Origin of the sequence: Herbaspirillum frisingense (genome assembly GCF_047325095.1) — a bacterium.
GTDB classification, from domain to species: domain Bacteria; phylum Pseudomonadota; class Gammaproteobacteria; order Burkholderiales; family Burkholderiaceae_D; genus Herbaspirillum; species Herbaspirillum frisingense.
Genome location: NZ_CP168558.1, coordinates 5,038,189 through 5,056,351, shown reverse-complemented (window position 1 = coordinate 5,056,351; position 18,163 = coordinate 5,038,189). Strand labels below are relative to the sequence as shown.

Here is an 18,163-nt window from a genome sequence, read left to right as displayed (position 1 = left end):
GCATGTTCTACCGGTTGATGGGGATGAAGCGACTGATCAGGGCGGGCTTGCGCCGTGCCGGACGGTGCATGAAGCAGTCTCCCGCGCTGATGAATCTGGTGAAGCCCGACCAGGTGCCGCGCAACGATTTTCTGCGCAAGCTCAAGTGGGTCATGTTCGATCCGGCAGCCGATCTTTTTGCCGACAGCAGTTTCTCGCGGATACGTTTCCAGGATTTCGATCTCCTGTTTGCAAATGGCCCGCTGGCCGATCCGCGCGGCATTGGAAGGGTTTGTCGCGAGCAGTTGAGGGCACTCACCAAGTTGTCCGGGCTCCCGGTGGAAACCGTCCAGCAGGCCGAAGCGGGGACAGGGACACGGCGCAGTGTACATTTCTATACATCGATCCACTGGTGCCCCGATGTGCTGCCGAGCAACACCGTGGTCATGATCCACGACGTGATTCCCCTGATGTTCCCCAAGCAGTTCGGAGATGTTATTGCCGAATGGAAAAACCGTTTCAAGGCTATTGCTGCGCAGGCTGGACATATCGTTACCATCAGCGAGTCCAGTGCCCAGGAGATCAGCCGTTTCCTCGAAGTCCCGCGTGAGAAAATCACCGCTATCTACAACGGAGTGACCCAGCTGCCTGCCGGGGACCCGGCAGAAGCCGCCGTGACCTTGCCTGCGCATCCGTACGTGGTCTTCTTTGGGGCCTATGGCCCGCACAAGAACATGGATATCGTCTTGCAGGCTCTGGCCCGTGACGAGATATCCGGCGTCGATCTTGTGGCTATCGGTGATAATAAAAACCGAACGGTACTCCGGAAGGTCGAAGCTCTCGGACTTGCGTCGCGGGTCCACTTCATGGGCAAGTTGAATGATGCTCAGGCGGGTCATGTGTTGACCTGCAGCAAGGGCCTGGTTTTCCCGAGCCTCTACGAAGGTTTCGGGTTGCCTCCCATGGAAGCGGCCTTGCTGGGTGTACCGAGTATCTGCAGCAATAGACCGGCCATGAATGAAACCATGGCAGATGTGGCGCTGTTCGTAGAACCAGACGATGTGCAGGGATGGAGCAATGCCATTCATCGTTTGGTCAGCGAGGCAGGCCTGGGCAGTGAATTGGGACAGGCGGCACGGTCGCGGGTCTTGTCCTTTACGTGGGATGCTGCTGCCCGCAAGCTCCTGGATGTGCTTACTCGTTCGGCAAAATAAATAACCTGATCATTTATAAGGCAAATCATGAAAACAGCCATTATTACTGGGATTTCCGGCCAAGACGGAGCCTATCTTGCTCAACTCTTGCTTGAAAAGGGTTATACGGTCTACGGCACCTACCGTCGCACCAGCTCGGTCAATTTCTGGCGTATTGCAGAGCTGGGTATCGAATCCCATCCCAATCTGCATCTGGTCGAGTTCGACCTGACCGATTTGTCCGGCAGCATCCGTCTCTTGCAGACCAGCGGAGCCACCGAAGTCTACAACCTGGCTGCGCAGAGTTTCGTGGGTGTTTCGTTCGATCAGCCCATCACCACCGCCGAAATCACCGGCCTGGGCGCAACGCACCTGCTCGAAGCAATCCGCATCGTCAACCCGAAGATCCGCTTCTATCAGGCCAGCACTTCCGAAATGTTCGGCAAGGTGCAGGCGATCCCACAAGTGGAAAGCACGCCTTTCTACCCGCGCAGCCCCTATGGCGTGGCCAAGCTGTATGCGCACTGGATGACCATCAACTATCGCGAAAGCTACGACATCTTCGGTTGCAGCGGCATCCTGTTCAATCACGAATCCCCGCTGCGCGGTCGTGAGTTCGTCACCCGCAAGATCACCGACTCGGTCGCCAAGATCAAGCTGGGCAAGCTCGATGTGCTGGAACTGGGCAACATGGACGCCAAGCGTGACTGGGGCTTTGCCAAGGAATACGTCGAAGGCATGTGGCGCATGCTGCAAGTCGACGAGCCGGATACCTACGTGTTGGCGACCAACCGTACCGAGACCGTGCGTGACTTCGTCAGCATGGCGTTCAAGGCTGTCGGTGTGGACCTCGAGTTCAAGGGCAAGGAAGACAAGGAAATCGGTGTCGATAGCGCCACTGGCAAGACACTGGTTCAGGTCAATCCGAAATTCTACCGTCCGGCGGAAGTGGAACTGCTTATCGGCGATCCGGCCAAGGCCAAGGAAAAGCTCGGCTGGGAACCGAAGACCAAGCTGGAAGAGCTGTGCGCAATGATGGTCCAAGCAGATTTGCGTCGTAATGAAGCCGGCTTCTCGTTCTGATGCGCCTCGCGCCCTGGTAACGGGGCTCGGAGGCTTCACCGGCCACTATGTGGCCCGTGAGCTGGAGGCGGCGGGCTACCGTGTGTACGGTACGTCCTCCGCTGCCCCTCAACCCGGTACCGACGTCGTTCAGGTGGATTTGTGCGACCGCGATGGTTTGGCCCGGGCCGTGGCGGCAGTCGAGCCGGAGGTGGTGGTCCATCTGGCAGCCATCTCCTTTGTGGCGCACGGCGATGTGGATGCAATCTACCGCACCAATATCGTTGGTACCTCCAACCTGCTGGATGCACTGACGCGACTGCCCCGGGCACCCAAGGCGGTGTTGCTGGCCAGCAGCGCGAACATCTACGGAAACGCTGCCGTGGAGATCATCGGCGAGAACGTTCCTCCCAATCCTGCCAACGACTACGCCGTCAGCAAATTGAGCATGGAGCAGATGGCGCGTCTGTGGATGAACCGTTTGCCCATCATCATCACCCGGCCATTCAACTATACGGGTGTCGGGCAGGCGGAAAAATTCCTTCTACCCAAGATAGTCAGTCATTTCCGCCGCGGCGAGCGCGTGATCGAACTCGGCAACATCGATGTCGAGCGCGATTTCTCCGACGTCAGGATGGTGGCCGACGCGTATGTCCGCCTGCTGGACCGCGCGCCGGCAGGGGAGGTCTATAACGTCTGCTCTGGTGCGGCAACCTCGTTGAAGGCAGTGGTGGCGATGATGGAAGACATCGCCGGTTACCCCATCGAAATCCGGGTCAACCCCGCATTCGTCCGTGCCAGCGAGGTTCAACGGCTGCAAGGCGATGCGAGCAAGCTGATCGCCGAGGTGGGGGCGTTGCGCCAGATACCGCTGAAAGAGACCTTGAGCTGGATGTACACGCAGTCAGGCAACTGACCTCGGTCAACCAGCGCCTTGTGCTAAGTCGTCTGTTCGTTCTTGGCAGCCCCGGTCTCTGAGGGCGGGGCGCATCGGCTGGCCGGATCGTGTCTGCTCATGCCATTTCTGGCGTGACAGGGTTGATGGTGAACGGCGGACGGGAGCGGGCCGGCTCCCCATCCCATCACAATATGTCGGCGCTTGTAGCACTCCCGACATTCAGTTCCAGGATATCCGTTTGCAACGGGTGCGTGCTGCCGAGGTGTCCTTCTTCCGTCAAATATTGGAGCAGAAAGACTTCATGAGAGCCAGTCTACTGTGGGCAATCTACCTGGTAGGAGCATTGGTCGCGCTGACGATGTGGACGCGCACGAACATCAACCAGCTTTCCGGTGATGAACCTCACTACCTGATCATGGCCAGCGGGATCGTCAAGCACGGAACGTTCGAGCAGACCCTGCCCTACAAGGAAGAGTTCGCGAACAAGGAAATCGTGGCGTCCGGTCTTCTGCCGCCAGGGGCTACGTTTGCACCTGAGTACACCCATGCTGTGCCCGGTCCACACGGTCTGTACAACATGCACAATGTAGGTCTGCCGCTGCTGTTGGCGCTGCCTTTCGTTCTCGGAGGCGTGCTGGGCGCCAAGCTGGGTATGGTCTTGGTGACCAGTATGGTCGTTCCATTGGGATGGAAGGTCGCGGGACTGTTCTTCGAGGATAGGAACAAGAGGGTCTGGGCACTTGCGGCGTTATGCCTGTCTATTCCCTACCTGTCGGCCGGTAGCCAGATTTATTCCGATATCTTCGCAGGCCTGCTCTCCCTGATGGGGCTTTATTGGTTCTGCACAGCCCAGCGTCGGCGACCGTTGTTTCAGGAAGTGCTGTTGAGCGCGGCGCTTTCCTTTCTGCCATGGCTCCAGATCAAGTTTGGCATCACGGCCGCTTTGCTGTTGGCGGCGGTGGCCTGGCGCATGTTTGCACAAGACCAGGCCCGGGCCTGGCGACGTGCTGCATGCGTGTTGCTCGTGGCGGCAGTATCGATGCTGCTGTTGCTAGCGTATAACCAGTATGCTTTCGGCAAAATGTCGGGACCTTATGTCGCCGGCGCGGTAGCGTTCAACAAGACCAGCCTCATGGTCTTCATGGGCCTGCTCGTGGATCAGAACCAGGGCTTCCTGCTGCAGAACCCTATCCATTTCGTTGGCTTGTTTTCCCTCGGCATCGTGTACCGCTACAACCGTGCGCTGTGCCTGCTGTGGGGGCTGGTGTTCCTGTCCTTGATCATGCCGAACTCCTTGCATCCGGCGTGGTATGGAGGGATGAGTTTCGCAGGGCGCTTCAATTGGCCGGGGGCGGTGCTCTTCATGGTTCCGACACTGGCGGGTCTGGCTGCGCTCGATACCTCCTCCCGTAGGCTCTTTGCGGCTGTCATCGTGAGTGCCATTTCCCTGCAGAGCTACTTTTTCTACCTTTACGCGATAGAGGGCGCCGATCTTTATAGTTACAGCAAGGGCGTTCTTTTCCCGCAAGGCATCCTCGAGTGGTCGCAGGTTTATTCCCTGCTGTATGTCCCGGTGCAGTCATGGTTGCCCATGTTGTACGACTCGCGTTGGGCCTATGGAGACTTTGTTAATTGGGTGTGGCTGATTTTTGTTGTAGCTGCGGCATTGATGGGGGTATTTTGCTCTTCACGACGCATGGTGTCGCTGTATGGAGGGCTGGGCGCTGTGGCATGCGTGGCGCTGTTGCTGGCCGTACTGCAAGGACCCGGACGCCAAGACAAGGAGTGGATTGTCGATCTGCACACGCTGCCGTCCCAGACCGGGCATGCAGACGATGACGGCCTGATGATGCGGCAGGGGATCGATGCGCCTGCCTTCAGCAACTTCGGCCCCTTCCAGGCCCTGTCGGCAGGTGAATACGAACTGACCTTGCGTTACAGCAGTCCTGCGCCCGTTGAGCAGACCGTCAGCACCTTCAGGGTCATGGAAGACATTGCCAAGGCGGAGCTCCAGATCAGGGAAATGCCGGGAACCCACGGGCAGGTACAGGCGGCGACCTTCCGCTTCCGGGCGGGCTACTCGAGAAACATGTTCGAGTTCACCAACTACTGGCTGGGCAAGGCGGACATGCGCATCGAACAGATCAGCGTGCGCAGGCTAGGTTACTGATGTCAGCTCAGGTGACATACCAGTGCTGCAGTGGCGATGCCGGTCACTATGCCGGCCGCGATTTCCAGACGGGTGTGTCCCATACGTTCGCGCAAGGGAGCCGATAGACCAGCGTTCTGCTGTTGCATCAGACGGTTGATCGCTTGTGCATGTCGTCCGACCTGTCGACGCAGGCTGCTGGCGTCGAGAATGACGATGAACGCCAGAGCCAGTGCGACGCCAAAGGCAGGCTGATCGATTCCCTCGCGAAAGCCGATCAGGGCAGCGATGCTGCTGACAATTGCGCTGTGGTTACTGGGCAGTCCGCCATAGCCGATCAGGCCGAAGGCTGGCCGTCCCGCCCGGATGCTGTTGATGACGAATTTGGTACTCCCGGCAATAAGCCAGGCCAGAAATGGCGTTGCAGCGTATGCGAAGTGTTCCATTGCGCGCCTTTATCCTTGTGCGGGCCACAACGCCCAGCCGCAAGCAGCCACCCACAGCACGACCGTAAGCAGCAACTGCCAATCGTTGTATAGCGCATCGGTGGGGGACTCCCCGCCATCCAGCGCTTCGACCACAAACCAGTAGCGAAATAGGCCGAACAGGACCAACGGGATCGTAATGACCAGTTCCGGGCGCGCAGACATCACAAACATGCTGTAGAACAACAATGCCCCTGTGGCGGACATTTCTGCATAGCGATCCACCAGCGAGACCGAATATTTTTCCAGAACCTTGCGACCTTCCTTGCCGCTCTGGCTCAATTCCTGACGGCGCTTGATGGCCGCCAAATACAAGGCCAGGCAGAGGGTGGTGATGGCCATCCACGTCGATAGCGGGACATCCAGCGCGACTGCGCCTGCGTAGACGCGCAATACGAAACCGATGGCGATGGTGAAGATATCAACGACCGGTTGGTGCTTAAGCACAAAGGTATAAGCCAGGTTGAGCAACATGTAGCCAGAGATGATCATCATCACCTTGGGAGCAGCGAACCATCCCCACACCAGAATGGAATACAGTATTGCCAGAAGGACCACTGCTGCCGCCATAGACACCACGCCTGCCGCGAGGGGGCGGGTCTTCGATTTCCTGGGGTGCTGGCGATCACGCTCGACATCGTGCATGTCGTTCATCACATAGGTTGCCGATGAGGCGACGCAGAACAGCAATACCGCCAGCAGGGAGTGGGCGACCGTGGCGGATAGAAGAAATTTTCCGCTGAATACCAGAGGAGCGAGGACGAATCCATTCTTCACCCACTGCTTGGGGCGCATCAGCTTAATTAAGCCCAGTGCCTGTGTCAGAGGTGGGTTAGACCTTATAATGTTGCCCAATATTGTGTAACCTCGTCGAATTCTCAGAATGTTTGCCTCAACAACACTGGCAATCAGGTACGCCATTTTCGCATTAATAGCAACGGCGGCAAACATCCTCAGCCAAGATTTCGTTGTGCGGATCTATCATGGCCCGCTTGATATCATCGCCTCGGTCGCCGTGGGTACCGGCGTCGGGCTGGTGATCAAGTACGTGCTGGACAAGCGTTACATATTTGGCTTTCGTGCGCGCAGCGTAGGTCACGATACCCAGGTCTTCTTCCTCTATACGCTCATGGGCCTGCTTACCACGGTGATCTTCTGGGGCGTTGAACTGGGCTTCGAATATATCTTCGAAACCAGGGAGATGCGCTACCTGGGAGGCATCATAGGACTGGCGATCGGCTACCTGATGAAGTATCGACTCGACAGGCGATATGTATTTCGCCCGGATGCGGGATGACGCGCGTATCGGCCTGGGGGCGGCTGAGCTGCGACGAGCACAGGGTCGTTCCCTTGCTCGACCCACGAAAGATAATTGAGCAGCTGCGGCGTTCCCCGCTACCCGGCCTGGCGCACGGTGCGGGGCGCAGTTATGGTGACGTTGGATTGAATCCGGGCGGAACCTTGTGGGCAACGACCGCACTTGATCGTTTCATTTCCTTTGATCCCGCTACAGGCCGTCTGGTTTGCGAGGCCGGTGTTCTGCTGCGCGATATCCAGCAGGTGATGCTGTCCCGTGGATGGATGCTGCCGGTCACGCCAGGAACCCAGATCGTCACCATTGGCGGGGCAATTGCCAATGATGTTCACGGCAAGAACCACCACCGTCAGGGCTCTTTCGGCGACCACGTGTTGGGCATGCGACTGATCCGAACGGATGGGCAGGTCATCGATTGCAGTCCGGACCATGAACCACAATGGTTCGCCGCTACCGTCGGTGGGCTGGGACTCACCGGTCTGATCGTCCAGGCGGAGCTGCAATTGCGGCAGGTGGCGGGGCCGTGGATGGATTCGGAGACGATCGCCTTCGACACGTTGCACGACTTTTTCCGGTTGGCCGGACAGTCCGAGGACGACTGGGAATACTCGGTGGCATGGATCGACTGTCTGTCGCGTTCCGGGCGAGGCCTGTTCATGCGCGCCAATCACGGCGATGCCGGATTGCAATCGGGACGGCGTCCCCGAACGGACGTCCGCAAGAAGGGCATGCCGTTCGTGCCGCCATTTTCGCTGGTGAACCGCCTTTCCTTGCGACCGTTCAATAGCGCTTACTATCACTTGAATCGCTGCAAGCCCAGTCGACAGGTGGTGCACTTCGAACCATTCTCCTACCCTCTCGACAATCTGCTGGACTGGAACCGCATGTACGGGCCGAAGGGCTTTTATCAATATCAGAGCGTGGTGCCGCAGGAAGCCGGACTCGATGCTACGTCAGCGATGCTGCAAGCGATTGCGGGATCGGGCGAAGGCTCATTCCTGGCAGTGCTCAAGACATTCGGCGCTCGTCGTTCGATGGGGATGCTCGGCTTTCCCCGTCCGGGCGTCACGCTGGCGCTGGATTTCCCCAATCAGTTGGGACGCACCCAGCGTTTGTTCGAGCGGCTCGATGCCATCGTGCGTGAGGCGGGGGGCGCCATCTATGCGGCCAAGGATGCGCGCATGCCGCGGCATCTCTTCGAATCCGGATATTCGCGTCTGCCGGAGTTTCTGCCGTTCCGGGACAAAGGCATCAGTTCCGGCTTGTCACGTCGACTTATGGATTATTAAGGTATGAAAAGAATCGTCATCATCGGCGCCACATCTTCCATGGCAGAACATTGCGCCAGATTATGGCTATCTCGTGCGCCGGCAGATCTGACCCTGATCGGTCGTGACACGAGCAAGCTCGAACGCATCGCCGCCGACCTGCGCGTGCGTTCTGCTGCGGCGCAGATTCGCATCGGCGTGGCCGACTTGCTTAGCACGGCGGGAGTGCAGGCGATGGTCGACGACGTGATGCGGCAGGGTCCGGTCGATACGGTGCTGGTCGCGCACGGCTCGCTGGCCGATCAGGCTCTGTGCCAGGAGGATCTGGCCGCGACCCGCGAGGCCTTGGAGATCAACGGCATTTCTCCCGTGCTGTGCGCTGAGGCGTTTGCGCATGCCATGTCGCGAAGCGGCTCCGGCACCATTGCATTGATTGGCTCCGTTGCCGGTGATCGCGGACGCAAGTCGAATTATGTCTACGGTGCGGCAAAGGGGCTGATGGACCGATATGCGCAAGGGATGCAGCATCGTTTTTCCGGTACCGGAGTGAAGGTGGTGCTGATCAAGCCAGGTCCGACTGATACGCCGATGACGGCGTCCCTCAAAAGCCAGGGAGCCAGGCTGGCCCCGGTGGAGGAGGTGGCCGCGCAGATCGTCGATGCCATCGCCCGCGGTCGGCCGGTCGCCTATGTGCCGGGCAAGTGGCGCCTGATCATGATGATCATTCGTCATCTTCCCGCTGTGATCTTCAATAAACTGAATATCTAGAGTGTCCCGCTGGGTGGGGCATGCCTCATGGCTCCCGCTGCACGGGATTGTATGAACACGATGACAGGACGGGCGCTACGGTAGCTTCGGTCGAGCGGGAGAGTGGGTTGAAGACAATAAAAATCGGCTTGTGTGGTCTGATCTTCGCGGTGGTGAGCGCGTGGGTAATGATGCTCTATGTGCAGGGGCCGTTGAACGGAGACTTCGACAAGCATCTGATGGTGGCCAAGAACTGGGGCATTCCCGCTCAGTTGCAGGAGCGCGGAATCCGACCTCTGTATCTGGACAAGGGCAACAACGGCTGGGACGGCCAATTCTACTTCTACATGGCCAATGATCTTCTTGCCAGGAAGGACACCGCAGAGCATATCGATGCCGATGCCTATCGCTACCAGCGTATCGGTATCCCTTTGTTGGCGAAGGGCATATCGCTCTTGCTGGGTCAGGATTGGGTCAGCCCAAGGGTTTTCTACGGGACGCAGGCGTTGCTCATTTTCTTGGCGACCCTGATTGCTGCAGCCTTCTTCACTCAAAAAGGGATGAGTCCTTTCTGGATCCTTCCCTGGAGTCTGGCTGCCGGTACCCAGATCACCTTGCTCAATGGTCTGCCCGATGGCGGAGCAGACGCCCTGATGATCATGGCCTTGATCTGCGCCTATCGTGGACGCTATGCGTTCTACGCAATACTCGTCGCATTGGCCTGTCTTTCCAGGGAGGCCTATGTCATGTTGCCTGCAATCCTGTTCGCCATCAGCGCCTGGGTCTTCGTGACACGACCGCAGATGCGCATGAGGCTTCAGCACTATTTCTGGCTGGCCCTTCCCGGACTGGTCTTCGTGGCGTGGCAGGGTTTCATCCGGATGAGGTTCGTACACACGCCTGCCGAGCAGAGCGGCAAGGTGCTGGGTCTGCCTCTGGTGAGAGCGCTTGAGTTGCTCGTTGGTGGTCTGCAAGGACAGTATCCCGGCATGCAGCAAGGAGCAAGTTCGTATCTCTCGGGCATTGGCATCCTGCTCTTCCTGATGCTGATGGCAATCGTCCTCATCGTGGCGTTCAGCATTCGTATGCCTGGCAAACCGGCGGAAAAGGATTACTTCGCGCTGGGAGTGAAACTGTTCGTGTTGCTGACCAGCGCCTTGTATCTCTGTTTCGGCGACACCGTGATGTGGAACTTCACGGGCTACATGAAAGCAGCGGACCTGCTGATCTTCATGGTGCCGTTCATGGTCGCCATAGGCGCTGCACGCATGTCCAGGCCGCTGGTGATCCCGTTGTTCTGTGCCGTGACCGTCTTTTTCGGATGGCAGGCATTGCAGCTGCGCGTGCTGGGCAGTCCTATCGTGTACAAACTGGGCGTTACATGTGGGCTGACCGCTTTTGCCGAGGATATGGGGTGCAAGGAGAAATTTGTCTGGCTCGGCCGTGAATTGCCGTCGCTTTCGGGCCGGGTGACAGGCAATGATCGCGTCGCTTCCGAACAGGATGCCGCCGGGATCTTGACCTTTGGCCCCTATATCCAACTACCACCCGGTCACTATCGCATTACGCTGTCGTACTCGGCCTCTGGAGATCACCCTGGCTACATGGATGTGACTGCGAGTGATGGCAAGGGCGGTAGCCGCATGTTGCAAAAGGTGACACTGACAGCGCAAGAGAAGGGGCAGCAGCAACTGTTGCTGGACCTGCCGGAAGTCGCCGACGGAGTAGAAATCCGTGTCTATCACGACAAGGGCGAGCTGGCCGTGCACGCAATGTCGGTGGCGAAAGAATAGCTGGAGACCAGCTGAAGTGGTCCTGCTGAAAAAGGTCCGGGTGAACTGCACCCCGGACCTTTTTTACACTGCGTTAAGGCTCTGGCGGTATTTCTCCGCATCCCAGTTCAGCAGCTCGGCAATATCAGAGTGGCTCAGCGGCGCCACCTCTTCGGTCGAATCCAGCCTCAATGTCACGTCCGCATAGCAGCTCAGCATGGCCAGCTGTCCTGCGGACAGATCCTTGCGCACCAGGACGCCGCGGCCCGGGACGATGACACATTCCGGTGCCGGGCCAGTGCGTCCGCTGGCCCACGGGGTATCGACGATGGTGGCATGGGCGCCCAGGAATACAGCGTGGTCCGGGTAAAGCACCCAGGCAGTACCGGCCAGGTGCAGGCAGACTGCATCCAGTGCCAGCGCGTGGCAGCGTTGATCCTCAGGCAGCACATAACCCATGTCATCCCATTGCGCCGCCAGGCTGGCAAGCTGCTCCGGGAGTGTCGCGGGGGCGATACGGGGAGGTATCGCACAACGCGCCAGTACTTCCTTGAGCAAATGGTCCAGATGCTCCAGCGTGGGGGCTGCGATTACCAGGCCATGGTTGCCCAGCACCAGGATCTCCGGTGCCTTGGCTTGGCCGATTGAAGCGGTAACCGCGCGTGCCAGGTCGGGGCCAGGTTTGACGTAGTCCACCCATGTCCAGTCCAGGCCCTGCAAGCGCTGGGCCAGTTTGTCCCGGCCATCGCGCAGCGCCGCATGGGCGATTACGTCAACTGCATGGAAGTGGATGACGAACTTCTGCGGCAGCAGCGCATGCAGGCAGGTCTCGATGGAGGGACGCAGGTGGGAGTTGCCGATGCGCGCGGCGCTGAGGTCACTGGCGCCGCTGTCGATCAAGGCCAGGGTCTGCGGAATATCGATGGGGACGAAAATGTCCTTTTGCGCGGCGTCGGACAGCCAGGTGCCGGACGCCTTGATCCATAGGGTCGTGCCATCTTTCCAGGAGGCATTGCCTCCTGCGCCCTGGATCAGCATGGGGTCCGAGCCGACCTCGGTCGAGTAGCGGATTACCTGTTCGTGCACAGTCATGGGAGCATCGCCTCGTGTGGTTGCTCTAGGAGAGGAAGGCGTCATCGTCCGGCATTTTCCAGTACCGTCTGTAGCAGCTTACGCAATTCGGAAAATTCCTTGATGATCGCGTCCGGCTTGGTCACGCCGGTACCGACATCGACGCCATCATGCACCTTCTGCAGGGTCACCGCGCCGATGGTCTCGCGTCCGCCCTGGATATCATTGACGGGATTATCGCCTACCATCCAGATGCAGTTTCCCTTCGGTTGCATCTTCTCCAGTGCGATCTGGAAAGGAGCCGGATGCGGTTTGTCGAACCCCGCCTCTTCGCTGGTGATGATGTAGTCGAAATAATGGTCGAGGCCGAAATACACGATCTTGCGGAACTGGATCTGCGAGGTCAGGTCGGTCACGATGGCCGTGGGGATGCCCGCCAGTCGTACATCGTCCAGCATTTCCTTGACCTCATCGAACAAGATCGCATTGCTGAGGAAAGTGCGCCAATAGGTCTGCTCGAAGTCCAGCGCCAGCAGTACCTGCGAGCCCAGGCCGATGATCTCCAGCATGCGCTGCAGATACAGCAGGCGACTGTGCGAGCTGGCAGTGTGCTGCAGGCGATTCTTGATTTCCTTGCGCGCCTGCGAGAATGCCGCATCGAACTGGGCGGGCTCGATCGAGAACGTGCGGATCACCTTTTCGCGCACCGCCCTGGTCGCGGCCTCATGGGCCGGGTTGTAGGGGTACAGGGTATTGTCGGTATCGAACAGGATGGCGTCCGGGACCTGCTGGAATTTTTCTGGATTGAGCAACTGCATTATATGAGCCGTTTCTTTAATGCCTGGTTGATATGTGACAAGCTGATGAGCTGCATGAGCCCCTGGATGCCGTCATCCCAGCGCGGGGCCGTATCAAGGAATTCCCAAATGTCGGGGAACAGTGTCTGGGCTGCGAGCGCGATGTCTTCGGCGGAGGTCTCCCCTTCGATGATCAGTTCCACTTCGCTGCCGTCGGCGCTGACCGACATGTCCACATGCAGGCCGCACACCCCGACCAACACCCGCAGCAGCGATTCCTCGTTGAGACCATGGCGCGACCTGGCCAGCAGTTTCAGGCGCAAGGGGTGACGTCCATCGGCCTCCTCCAGCATGCGCGGGTGAATGGGTTGCAATGACAGAACCAGATCGGCGTACTCGACCTGGGGGCGGACGAATTTCGCGGAGTCCGCTTCCCGCTTGGCCAGCGAGGAGAGAACCTTTTCGATGGTGTGGCCGCGTTTTTTGACATCGCGCTCCAGCTTGAAGTGACGGCGCAGGCCTTCGTCGATGTCCAGGTAGATCGACAGGTCATAGCAGCTGCGCAGGATTGGCAGATGCAATGCGTGCAGTCCACTGGCGATGATGATGTCGTTGCTGTCGATGCGGTGCGGATGACTGCGCTGACCGCTGGCATGATCGTAGTGTCGCGACTGGATCGACTTGTCGTTGGTCAATGCGATCAGGTCGCGGGCATACTGTTCGAGATCGTTGGCCTTGGGATTCAGGTGCGTCATCACCTGCCACATGGGTTTCTTGCGGTCCCACAGGTGGTAGTCGTCGCCGGAAAGATTGACCACGGAGTGTTTGCCGAACAGGCCCTCTATGGAGGCGACCAGCGTGTCCTTGCCGGCGCCGGAGTCGCCGGCGATACCAATGGCAAAGGGTTTGCGGCTGAGCCGGAAATATTCGTCTCCGGCTACTGCCTCGCGCCAGATACGCAGCAGCAGGATGAGGCCCAATGCAAACTGCAAGGTATGCAGGATGCCAGCCCCCTTCGCGCCGAGCAGCTGGTCGGCATACACTGCAAACTGGTTGGCGATGTCCGAACCGGCAATCAGCGGACGCTGAGTGGCGAGAAATACGCTGGCCACGTACAGCACCGTGAAGATTGCCGTCAGTGCCATTGCGATACGACCGCTGGTGGCCTGATAGCACACCAGCAGCGGCATGATCCAGATGAACCAGCCCGGAGAGGCCGGGGTCAGCAGTACCACCAGGAAGAAGGACATGCCCAGCAACACGTTGAGCAATTCGAAGCTGATGCGCCGGATGCGCCAGGTGAGATACAGCATCAGCAGGTAGGCCAGGGGCAGGATGTAGATCTGGTCCGCCGTCCCTCCCATCTGCACCACCAGTTGGTACACCTTGACCATCTCCGGGTTGCTGAGCAGCATGTGCATCCCATCCTGGGAGAAGAGGAAGGGCAGGCAGGTGATCGCCAGGGCAGCAACCAGGCCGCCCGCATATTCGCCCAGCAGGTTGCGCAGCGAGCGGTTGCGATGGAGATAGATAAAGAAGAACGGGATCGCCAGCACCATGCTCAGCTTGGCCGATACGGCCGCACCGCACAGCACGCCTGCGTGGATCGGCTTGAGGCGGCGCATGAAGTACAGGGCGACCACCAGCAAGGTTACCGGGATCAGATCGTTGTAGCCCAGCCAGTAGGTGGCGAACAGTACGATCGGTGAGAGCCAGTAACCCAGCATCAGTAGTCGGGTACCGGGCTGGAAAAGCTTCTGCAGCGTCAGCAGCAGGATCAGGTCGGCGGCCAGCAGGGTCAGTCCATAGGCCGGGTAGGCAGCTGTGCCAAGCAGATTGCATAGCCAGGTCAACGGCAGGAAGGCCAGCCACATCACGTAACCGTAGGGGAAGGCCACCTCGCTTCCACCGCTGATCATGAATGCGTGCCAGGGGTCCAGGCTGAACTGGCGGGTCGTTGCTTCCAGGAACGGGACATACCAGATCGAAGCAGCTTGCGGCAGCACGAACAGCAGCAGAGCCAGGCGCAGCGCCAGGCCTCCAAGGAACAGCGGAGAGTTCAACAGCTTCTTCATCAGCATTGCAGGGCTTCCCACAGGTCGGGTCGTTTGGTGCAGACAGCGTCAACCTGGATGCCGCGCTCTTGCAGCAGCGCATACATCGCCGCAATTTCCTGTTCGGCCGGGCGGCCCTGCAACTCCGGCGAGACCAGGCATAGCTTGAAGCCGGCCGCCTGCAGCGCGCGGGCTTCATTGCCTTGCAGCGCCAGATGGGTGAAGCAGTCTACCCATACCCAATCGATCTTCCCGGCCAGGCTCAGCGCGGTTTGCACCGACTCATACTCCGACACCCGTACCGCGCAGCGGCGTTCGCCCTGGCGCGACCATTTCACCAGGAAGGGGAAGGACTGGTCGAGGAAGAAGTAATCGGTGATGCCGCGTTCCTGCATCAGCTTGATGAGCGCTGCCTCCAGGCCTTCTTCCTTGGTATTGAGGATGAGCGTGCCGTGCCGGTAGGCGTCCAGCCAGCGTTCGAAGGACTCGCCCTCCACGAAGGGATCATGGTGGATCACCATGCGCTGGCCGAAGCTGCGGATATCGACTTCGATTCCGTATTGGGTCGGAGTGGCTTGCAGCTCGGCGATGGTGTTCTTGCGGTGAGCAATCAGTTTCATGATTTGAGCGATTTCTTGAGTTGAAGGCTGAAATCGATGGTGCGGCGAATGAACTTGCGCTTGGCCGCCCAGTTGACGTTCCAGTGCGAAGTACCATGGGCGCGCTCACCGAAACGGACTGGGAAGCGCAGTACCTCTAGGCCGCTCTGCTTGGCCATGAAATAGGCGTACAGGTCCAGCGAGAAGTCGTGCGGCGGGTTGTCCCAGGTCTGGAAGAAGCTGCGCGGAAAGATGTTGGGCTGTGCGTTGATGTCCCACAAGGCTTTGCCCAGCAGGATGGTCTCGAATGCGCTCATTCCCATGGTGAACAGGACATCGGCCAGTGGACGGCCGTAGCGGCGGCCCTTGGCGTAAGCGGGGCGGCCGTGGCGGGCCAGCAGTTCCATGGCACGCAGCGCATCCATCGGGTCGGTCTGCATGTCGGCGTGAGTCCACCCCAGGTATTCACCTTCTGCCGCACGCAGGCCGCTGAGAATGCCGAAGCCGTAGCCCTGGTTGACCTCGACGCGAACGCTGCGGCAGCCCGGATACTTTGGCAGCAACTCCAGCAATACGCGGGGCGAGTCGTCGGTGGAACCGTTGTCGACCAATACCACTTCTATGCCGGGCTGGGCTGCAAGTTGTCCGCAGCGTTCCAGCAGAAGTGGCAGGTTGGCCGATTCGTTGTAGCAGGGGATGATCAGTGAGAGCTTCATTTGGGAATCGCTTGGGCCGATGGCTTGAAGACAAAGAATTTCATGCCGAGGAAGTTCAGCACGGCCGAGCATCCGGTGGCGAGGACGAAGGCCGCAGCAATGCCGGTCTGGCTGCGTCCGGCCAGATGGAGCAGGGCCGAGTTGATGAAGACGTTGACCCCCAGCGTGCTGGCATACAGCAGCACGAAGCGCACGATGTTGCCGCCGGAGCGTGTATGGCCAAACGTCCAGATGCGGTTGGCGACATAGGCGAAGACCGTGCCGGCCAGGAAGCCGATGGTCTTGGCAGTGGCCACATCGACCATGCCGGTCCACAGCAGGAGCCGGTAGATGCAGAAGTCGATGAGGACAGTCAGCCCTCCCACGACCAGGAAGATGCCGGCCTCACGCTTGATCACCGTGCCTCCGGCAGGGCGGGGACAGTCTTTGCGTAGCGTTGCGCGAGGGCGGGAACCTGGTCTTCTGGGACATGGCCGTCCAGTTCGAGTCGATACGGGTGCTGGTCCCATTTGTGGAAGCACGATTGCCAGTACTCGAAGGTCCGCAGGTCATCCGGCGTTCCCCAGGACATGAAATGCTCTACCTCGAACAGCTTGCACTTCAGGCCGAGTTCCAGCGCGTCGTTGATGCAGGTATCCAGATAGAACTCGCCGTTGACCCGGGCGTTGCGCGCCATCATGTGTTCTACGCAGCGGCGGAAGGTCGCACCGTCCTTGAAGCTGAACGTACCGAGAACGACAGGGTCGGTTGCCGGTGAATCCAGCGGAACCTTGACCGAGATGCCGGTGATATCGCCATCTTCGGCCCTGATCCAGCCGTACATCTGTGGATGCCGCGCTGCATGGGCATGGCCGCGCATAGCCCAGACCACGACGTCGGCGCCATCTGCGAACAGCGCGCGGAGCTGGTCCGGTTGGTACAGCGACCCGTAGTCGCAGGCGCCGAAGGTGATCGGCCCGGCTTGCGGACCCGCCTTTGCTTCCAGTGCCTCCAGACCGATCAGTGCCGTGCAGGCCTGCCCTTCGGTGACCTGATCGACAGTCTTGATGACCGTATTGGGGTAGCGGCTCTGCAGCGTCGTGGATACCGCTTCGAAGCCCGGCATGTCGGTACGCAATACGAAGGCGTAACGTTCGGCCATGGGCAGATCGTCCGCCGCCTGCAGGACCATCGGTTTCCCGGAGACAGGAATGAGCGGCTTGGTCAGGGTGTAGCCCTCGCGCGCGAAGCGCTGGCCCATGCCCGCCATGGGTACGACGATGGCGCCGCCCAGGGGCTTCTCGCGCAGCGGCCCGATCAGGCTGCGGAACGTCGCGGACCAGCCCAGATATTCGCTGACGTCAGCCGGGGTGCCCCATTGCATGAAATGTTGCAGGTCATAGACCGCTACCGGTAGCTGGCGGTCAAGCAGCGGCTTGTAGGCCAGGCTGACGTAGTACTCACCGTTGACGCTCAGTTCTCGTGCAACGGTTTGCTCGAAAGCTTCGAGCATGAGGGCGCCGCTGGCGAAGTAGTAGGTGCCGCTGGAAGCGTATTCCTGCATGCGATTGTCGGTGTATGGCTGTTTTTCCTGGATGTCAAGCATCCAGCCGTCGGCTTCGCGCATGTAGGCGTAGTTGGTCGTGCCCAGCGTGTGCGGATGAAACCCGCGATAGGCGGGAACGGCACCGGCACAGCCGAGATCCTTGGCCCACTGCTTGAAGTGGGTCCAGTCCCAGTAGCAGGTGAAATCGCAGTAATTGACCACCACCGGGCTGTCCTGCCTGATCCACTCCTTGGCCAGCGTGACTGCGTGCACTGGCCCCAGCTTGTGCGCCGGGATGCCTACGACCCGGCCCTGCGGGCAGTACTGTTCGAGGATCTCGCGCATGCGGTAGGCCGGTTCGGCCAGGTGATCTTCGTTGCAGATGAAGATCCAGTCGTTTTCGCCGGGAAACATGTCGATGACGTGCGCGATGATGGGTTTGCCGTCAATCTCGATCAAGGGCTTGGGAACCGCATAACCGGCTTTCCGGAAGCGTTCGCCAAAACCGGACATTGGGATGATGATTTGCATGG

17 protein-coding genes are annotated in these 18,163 nt (G+C 59.4%); 8 read left to right on the top strand and 9 right to left on the bottom strand.

Translation table 11 applies throughout. The features are described from left to right. The first annotated feature begins 2 nt into the window (after window positions 1-2). From ACEOAC_RS23005 to ACEOAC_RS22990, 4 genes are all read left to right on the top strand, one after another. The gene (locus tag ACEOAC_RS23005; RefSeq protein WP_413443262.1) at window positions 3-1,193 is read left to right on the top strand and encodes a glycosyltransferase family 4 protein; all 1,191 of its coding nucleotides are present in this window, start codon (window positions 3-5) and stop codon (window positions 1,191-1,193) included. Window positions 1,194-1,220: 27 nt separating this feature from the next. Further along, window positions 1,221-2,255: a GDP-mannose 4,6-dehydratase gene (gmd, locus tag ACEOAC_RS23000; protein WP_413443261.1), complete on the top strand. Its 1,035-nt coding sequence runs from the start codon at window positions 1,221-1,223 to the stop codon at window positions 2,253-2,255. Further along, window positions 2,233-3,150, top strand: a complete 918-nt coding sequence (locus tag ACEOAC_RS22995; RefSeq protein ID WP_413443260.1) for an NAD-dependent epimerase/dehydratase family protein — start codon at window positions 2,233-2,235, stop codon at window positions 3,148-3,150. The genes gmd and ACEOAC_RS22995 overlap by 23 nt, the downstream gene beginning before the upstream one ends. A 220-nt stretch (window positions 3,151-3,370) precedes the next feature. After that, window positions 3,371-5,302: a hypothetical protein gene (locus ACEOAC_RS22990; RefSeq protein ID WP_413443259.1), complete on the top strand. Its 1,932-nt coding sequence runs from the start codon at window positions 3,371-3,373 to the stop codon at window positions 5,300-5,302. Window positions 5,303-5,304: 2 nt separating this feature from the next. Here the strand turns inward: ACEOAC_RS22990 and ACEOAC_RS22985 are convergent, their stop codons facing one another. Further along, window positions 5,305-5,727 carry a divergent PAP2 family protein gene (locus ACEOAC_RS22985; RefSeq protein WP_413443258.1) on the bottom strand — a complete coding sequence of 141 codons (423 nt, stop codon included), beginning with the start codon at window positions 5,725-5,727 and terminating at the stop codon, window positions 5,305-5,307. A gap of 9 nt (window positions 5,728-5,736) precedes the next feature. After that, entirely contained in the window at window positions 5,737-6,687 is a 951-nt protein-coding gene (locus ACEOAC_RS22980; RefSeq protein WP_413628597.1) for a decaprenyl-phosphate phosphoribosyltransferase, read from the bottom strand. Here ACEOAC_RS22980 and ACEOAC_RS22975 point away from each other — a divergent pair. The 4 genes from ACEOAC_RS22975 to ACEOAC_RS22960 all read left to right on the top strand — a co-directional run bounded on the left by ACEOAC_RS22975 (window position 6,650) and on the right by ACEOAC_RS22960 (window position 10,889). Further along, the gene (locus ACEOAC_RS22975) at window positions 6,650-7,063 is read left to right on the top strand and encodes a GtrA family protein (RefSeq protein WP_413443256.1); all 414 of its coding nucleotides are present in this window, start codon (window positions 6,650-6,652) and stop codon (window positions 7,061-7,063) included. The two genes, ACEOAC_RS22980 and ACEOAC_RS22975, sit on opposite strands and share 38 nt — an antisense overlap. Then, on the top strand, window positions 7,060-8,370 hold the full coding sequence (locus ACEOAC_RS22970; RefSeq protein ID WP_413443255.1) for an FAD-binding oxidoreductase: 1,311 nt from the start codon (window positions 7,060-7,062) through the stop codon (window positions 8,368-8,370). The genes ACEOAC_RS22975 and ACEOAC_RS22970 overlap by 4 nt, the downstream gene beginning before the upstream one ends. A gap of 3 nt (window positions 8,371-8,373) precedes the next feature. Further along, entirely contained in the window at window positions 8,374-9,117 is a 744-nt protein-coding gene (locus ACEOAC_RS22965) for an SDR family NAD(P)-dependent oxidoreductase (protein WP_413443254.1), read from the top strand. A gap of 107 nt (window positions 9,118-9,224) precedes the next feature. Then, complete coding sequence (locus ACEOAC_RS22960) at window positions 9,225-10,889, top strand: hypothetical protein (RefSeq protein ID WP_413443253.1); 1,665 nt, start codon at window positions 9,225-9,227, stop codon at window positions 10,887-10,889. Window positions 10,890-10,952: 63 nt separating this feature from the next. On the opposite strand, the gene ACEOAC_RS22955 is transcribed toward ACEOAC_RS22960, so the two are convergent. From ACEOAC_RS22955 to ACEOAC_RS22925, 7 genes are read right to left on the bottom strand one after another with little or no spacing between them, the layout of a single operon-like run. Then, the gene (locus ACEOAC_RS22955; protein WP_413443252.1) at window positions 10,953-11,960 is read right to left on the bottom strand and encodes a class II aldolase/adducin family protein; all 1,008 of its coding nucleotides are present in this window, start codon (window positions 11,958-11,960) and stop codon (window positions 10,953-10,955) included. Between the two features lie 41 nt (window positions 11,961-12,001). Continuing rightward, window positions 12,002-12,757, bottom strand: a complete 756-nt coding sequence (locus ACEOAC_RS22950) for an HAD family hydrolase (RefSeq protein ID WP_413443251.1) — start codon at window positions 12,755-12,757, stop codon at window positions 12,002-12,004. Beyond that, window positions 12,757-14,817, bottom strand: coding sequence for a uridine kinase (locus ACEOAC_RS22945; RefSeq protein ID WP_413628596.1), 2,061 nt, complete (start codon window positions 14,815-14,817; stop codon window positions 12,757-12,759). Before ACEOAC_RS22945 ends, ACEOAC_RS22950 begins: the two co-directional genes overlap by 1 nt. Beyond that, window positions 14,811-15,410: a phosphatidylinositol-specific phospholipase C/glycerophosphodiester phosphodiesterase family protein gene (locus ACEOAC_RS22940; protein WP_413443249.1), complete on the bottom strand. Its 600-nt coding sequence runs from the start codon at window positions 15,408-15,410 to the stop codon at window positions 14,811-14,813. The genes ACEOAC_RS22945 and ACEOAC_RS22940 overlap by 7 nt, the downstream gene beginning before the upstream one ends. Then, complete coding sequence (locus ACEOAC_RS22935; RefSeq protein WP_413443248.1) at window positions 15,407-16,105, bottom strand: glycosyltransferase family 2 protein; 699 nt, start codon at window positions 16,103-16,105, stop codon at window positions 15,407-15,409. Before ACEOAC_RS22935 ends, ACEOAC_RS22940 begins: the two co-directional genes overlap by 4 nt. Beyond that, window positions 16,102-16,503: a GtrA family protein gene (locus ACEOAC_RS22930; RefSeq protein ID WP_413443247.1), complete on the bottom strand. Its 402-nt coding sequence runs from the start codon at window positions 16,501-16,503 to the stop codon at window positions 16,102-16,104. The genes ACEOAC_RS22935 and ACEOAC_RS22930 overlap by 4 nt, the downstream gene beginning before the upstream one ends. Then, the gene (locus tag ACEOAC_RS22925) at window positions 16,500-18,161 is read right to left on the bottom strand and encodes an NTP transferase domain-containing protein (protein WP_413443246.1); all 1,662 of its coding nucleotides are present in this window, start codon (window positions 18,159-18,161) and stop codon (window positions 16,500-16,502) included. Before ACEOAC_RS22925 ends, ACEOAC_RS22930 begins: the two co-directional genes overlap by 4 nt. Between the last annotated feature and the right edge of the window lie 2 nt (window positions 18,162-18,163).

What these genes read in the sequence shown, in the direction of transcription:
- ACEOAC_RS23005 (WP_413443262.1), top strand. Translation starts at nt 3, where the DNA reads ATGTTCTACCGGTTGATGGGGATGAAGCGACTGATCAGGGCGGGCTTG.
- gmd (WP_413443261.1), top strand. Translation starts at nt 1,221, where the DNA reads ATGAAAACAGCCATTATTACTGGGATTTCCGGCCAAGACGGAGCCTAT.
- ACEOAC_RS22995 (WP_413443260.1), top strand. Translation starts at nt 2,233, where the DNA reads ATGAAGCCGGCTTCTCGTTCTGATGCGCCTCGCGCCCTGGTAACGGGG.
- ACEOAC_RS22985 (WP_413443258.1), bottom strand. Translation starts at nt 5,727, where the DNA reads ATGGAACACTTCGCATACGCTGCAACGCCATTTCTGGCCTGGCTTATT.
- ACEOAC_RS22975 (WP_413443256.1), top strand. Translation starts at nt 6,650, where the DNA reads ATGTTTGCCTCAACAACACTGGCAATCAGGTACGCCATTTTCGCATTA.
- ACEOAC_RS22980 (WP_413628597.1), bottom strand. Translation starts at nt 6,687, where the DNA reads ATGGCGTACCTGATTGCCAGTGTTGTTGAGGCAAACATTCTGAGAATT.
- ACEOAC_RS22970 (WP_413443255.1), top strand. Translation starts at nt 7,060, where the DNA reads ATGACGCGCGTATCGGCCTGGGGGCGGCTGAGCTGCGACGAGCACAGG.
- ACEOAC_RS22965 (WP_413443254.1), top strand. Translation starts at nt 8,374, where the DNA reads ATGAAAAGAATCGTCATCATCGGCGCCACATCTTCCATGGCAGAACAT.
- ACEOAC_RS22955 (WP_413443252.1), bottom strand. Translation starts at nt 11,960, where the DNA reads ATGACTGTGCACGAACAGGTAATCCGCTACTCGACCGAGGTCGGCTCG.
- ACEOAC_RS22950 (WP_413443251.1), bottom strand. Translation starts at nt 12,757, where the DNA reads ATGCAGTTGCTCAATCCAGAAAAATTCCAGCAGGTCCCGGACGCCATC.
- ACEOAC_RS22945 (WP_413628596.1), bottom strand. Translation starts at nt 14,817, where the DNA reads ATGCTGATGAAGAAGCTGTTGAACTCTCCGCTGTTCCTTGGAGGCCTG.
- ACEOAC_RS22940 (WP_413443249.1), bottom strand. Translation starts at nt 15,410, where the DNA reads ATGAAACTGATTGCTCACCGCAAGAACACCATCGCCGAGCTGCAAGCC.
- ACEOAC_RS22935 (WP_413443248.1), bottom strand. Translation starts at nt 16,105, where the DNA reads ATGAAGCTCTCACTGATCATCCCCTGCTACAACGAATCGGCCAACCTG.
- ACEOAC_RS22925 (WP_413443246.1), bottom strand. Translation starts at nt 18,161, where the DNA reads ATGCAAATCATCATCCCAATGTCCGGTTTTGGCGAACGCTTCCGGAAA.